The following is a 3445-nucleotide window of genomic DNA, read 5'->3' as shown; positions in this document are numbered from 1 at the left end:
CGCGGCGCGGGCGCGCCGCACGGCGAGGGACCCTATGTTGCGGAACTGGTCGACCACGACGAGCGTGCCGGCGGGCGCGGAGGAGAACAGCGCGTCGAGAGCGCCCTCCCGGTTGCGGACGGGGGCGCTGGCCAGCACCTTCCCGCCGCGGTCGATCAGGCAGGCCCAGTGGGAGGACTTGCCGACGTCCAGGCCGAGCACGGCCCCCGGTCTGGTCGATGGCGCTTTCACGGTGGTATCCTTCCGGTAGTCGTTCGACCGGATGGCCTCCCCCTCGGCACTCACATTACCAGCCGCGGCCTCTGCCCGGCACTTTCCTATCAGCCGTCGGGGGCGGCGCGTCCCGCGCCGGCAGCACCCAACGGGCCCTCTCGGGGGGCAGGGACGTTCGGCCGTGCGCGGGCGCCCGGTCGGCGGCCCGTTCTGGGCGCGCCTCAATCGTAGCCCGAGACGGGCCCGGGCTGACAATTTCGACTGTAATGGACGTTCTTAAAAGACTAGTCAAACAAGAACGTCCCCAATGACTACCCACAAAGCGAGAGTGGATCTCGTCATTTTGCGGCACTTGGGGACGTTCCTTTTCTGCCGGCAGTTAGGGACACTCCCTGTACAAAAACCGCCCCGTCCTCTGTAGAGGACGGGGCGATTCGTCTTTTGGACTTGTGCAGCCAGGCTTATGCAAAGCGGGCGACGAGCTCCTGGAGCACGTCGGTCATCTTGACGAGCGAACTGACCGGGACGAACTCGTTGACGCCGTGGTAGCAATAGCCGCCGGTGGAAAGGTTGGGGCAGGGCAGACCGCGGAACGACAGCTGAGCGCCGTCGGTGCCGCCACGAATCGGCAGCACTTGGGGCTCAACGCCGCAGGCAAGGTAGGCTTCCTTGGCAACATCAATAAGCTCGGGATAGTCACGAACGATCTCGGCCATATTTCGATACTGCTGCTTAATCTCGACCGTCACGCGCTCCTCACCCAGACGCTGGTTGAGCATCGAGGCGGCGGCATCAATAAGGTCGAGTTTCTGCTGGAACTTGGCGGCATCGTGATCACGGACGATATAGCGCGCCGTGGCGTGATCGACGGTCGCAGATACACCCTCAAGGTGATAAAAGCCCTCGTAGCCTTCCGTATACTCCGGGCGCTGCACGTAGGGGAGCAACGCGTTGAAGTCGCAGAACAGATTGCCTGCGTTGACCATACGGCCCTTGGCGTCGCCCGGGTGGATGGACTGGCCCTCAAAGCGGATGGTCGCCTCGGCGGCGTTAAAGCACTCCCACTCCAGCTCGCCGATGGGGCCGCCGTCGACCGTGTAGGCGTACTTGCAGCCAAAGGTATCGATATCCAGCAGCTCGGCTCCGTGGCCGATCTCCTCGTCAGGGCAGAAGCAAATGCCGAGTGCGGGATGGGGCAGAGAAGGGTCCTGAGCGATACGCGCGACAAGCGACATGATCTCGGCGACGCCTGCCTTGTCGTCCGCGCCCAGCAGCGTGGTGCCATCGCTGCAGACCAGGTCCTCACCCGCGAGGTCGTTCAGGGCGGGAAGCTTGGCGGTACTCATGGCAACGGGCTTACCGTCAACCGTGCCGCAGACCAGGTCGCCGCCTTCGTAGTGTACGATGTGCGGCTTCACGCCGGCGCCCGGTGCAACTTCGGTGGTGTCGAGATGGGCGATCAGGCCCAGGGCGGGCTTGTCCTCAGCGCCCGCACTTGCGGGGATATGCGCGCAGACATAGGCGTGCTCGGTCACGTGGGCATCTTCCGCACCAAGCTCGCGCAGCTCTTCAGCCAGCACGTTGGCAAGGTCAAACTGAACGGTGCTCGAAGGTACCTGGTCGCAGTTTGCATCCTCGGACTGCGTGTTGATCTGGACGTAGCGCAAAAAGCGTTCGAGGACATCGGGGTTCGTGGTGGTGTTTTCCATAAAGACCGCTCCAATCTTGGTCGTCGTGTGCAACAAGAACTCTAGCACGGTATGCCACGGCATACCGCGACGCTTGGATGGGGTAGAATCAGCCATTGAATGCAGAAGGGACGGAAGATCATGGATACGACAAATAGCTCGCGCGAACTACATCTGACGGTGGCGAACGAAGACTACTTGGAGTGCATGGTTCGCATTGAAAGCGAAGAGGGGGAAACCAACGGCGTGCGATCGGTCGACATCGCGCAGCGCCTTGGCGTCTCCAAGGCATCGGTCAATAAAGCGGTTTCGGCGCTCAAGGCATCCGAGCTTGTCGAGCAATCGCACTACGGCAAGGTAGTCCTGACCGATCGCGGCCGCGAGGTTGGCACGGCTATCTGGTACCGTCATCGCCTCGTCCGCACGTTTTTGGTTCAGGAGCTCGGTGTCGAATTTGAGCGAGCCGATTCCGAGGCCTGCATGATGGAGCATGCGCTATCCGAGGACACGATGAACCGCTGGCTCGCCTATCTCGAAAAACAGGGAATCAGCGTCGAGGAATAGCGGGATATGTATGGATACGAGTTATTACAACCGCTTTGGTGCCGAGGAACTTACGCGCCGCTTGTCGAGCGAGACCTTGTTGGCGCAGGGCCCCATGGGCAGTGTTCTGTTGAGTGAGTACGATGCCGCCGATATTCCACCGGCGTTTTGGAATCTGGCAGAGCCGCAGACCGTTTCTCGTATCCATCGCTTGTATGTCGCCGCCGGCGCGCAGGTACTCATTACCAATACCTTTCAGGCATCAAGCTATGCCCTCAAGCACGACCAGATTGCGCCGTCCGTGGCGGAGGTCAATCGCGGGGCCGTCGACGATGCCCGCCAGGCGCACCCTCAGCTGCTGCTGGGCTCGATGGGTCCGATCGGTATTGAGTGGTTTGCCGAGGACTCTGCCGAGTTTCGTGAGATCCGAGGCATTGCGCGCGAACAGGCGCACGCCTTACTCAATGCTGGTGTTGATGGTCTGCTGATCGAGACGGTGACGTCTATCCGTAATTTGCAGCCCATGCTTGCCGGCGCTCGAGATGCCGCTGACGGCATGCCTGTCCTGGTGAGTTTTGTCGTTGATGACAAAGGCGACCTGTTGGGCGATGGCCTCAACATCGAGGCAGCCGTTTTGTACGCCGAAAAACACGGCGCAAACTCGGTTGGTGTTAATTGCTGTTCGCTTGCGGCCGCGAACGCGGCGGTGCCCAGGATGGTTGCATCGGCGACTACTCCCGTCACGGTGCGTCCCAACGTGGGCGATCCGGTCCAGACTCAGGATGGCCCCGTATGGCACGAGAACCCTGAAGCTTTCGCGCGCGCATGCATCGAATGGAGACATGCCGGTGCCGCAATGGTGGGCAGTTGCTGTGGAACCACGGCAATCACTACGGCAGCGATGGCCGAGGCGCTCGATATATAAAGGGCAAAACCGCTCCATACGGGGCGGTTTTTTTTATTCAAGACTTTAGTCTGCTGGCCGCGCAGCGGCCAGCTTT

Annotated in this window: 4 protein-coding genes; 2 read left to right on the top strand and 2 right to left on the bottom strand. The window is 61.3% G+C overall.

All coding sequences use genetic code 11. The features are described from left to right. Both DW233_RS09965 and pepT read right to left on the bottom strand, forming a co-directional pair. A partial coding sequence (locus tag DW233_RS09965; RefSeq protein ID WP_147357159.1) for a transposase occupies positions 1-231 on the bottom strand: 231 nt, incomplete at its 3' end. Positions 232-674: 443 nt separating this feature from the next. Then, positions 675-1922, bottom strand: coding sequence for a peptidase T (gene pepT, locus DW233_RS09960; RefSeq protein ID WP_117564992.1), 1248 nt, complete (start codon positions 1920-1922; stop codon positions 675-677). Positions 1923-2042: 120 nt separating this feature from the next. On the opposite strand from pepT, the gene DW233_RS09955 reads away from it, so the two are divergent. Next, the gene (locus DW233_RS09955; RefSeq protein WP_089573098.1) at positions 2043-2465 is read left to right on the top strand and encodes a metal-dependent transcriptional regulator; all 423 of its coding nucleotides are present in this window, start codon (positions 2043-2045) and stop codon (positions 2463-2465) included. Between the two features lie 10 nt (positions 2466-2475). Continuing rightward, positions 2476-3369 carry a homocysteine S-methyltransferase family protein gene (locus DW233_RS09950; protein WP_055252635.1) on the top strand — a complete coding sequence of 298 codons (894 nt, stop codon included), beginning with the start codon at positions 2476-2478 and terminating at the stop codon, positions 3367-3369. Positions 3370-3445: the final 76 nt, after the last annotated feature.

Source organism: Collinsella sp. AM20-15AC (assembly GCF_003471405.1).
GTDB lineage: Bacteria > Actinomycetota > Coriobacteriia > Coriobacteriales > Coriobacteriaceae > Collinsella.
Note: the sequence above shows the minus strand (reverse complement) of the source record. Positions and strands in the feature narration are given on the sequence as shown.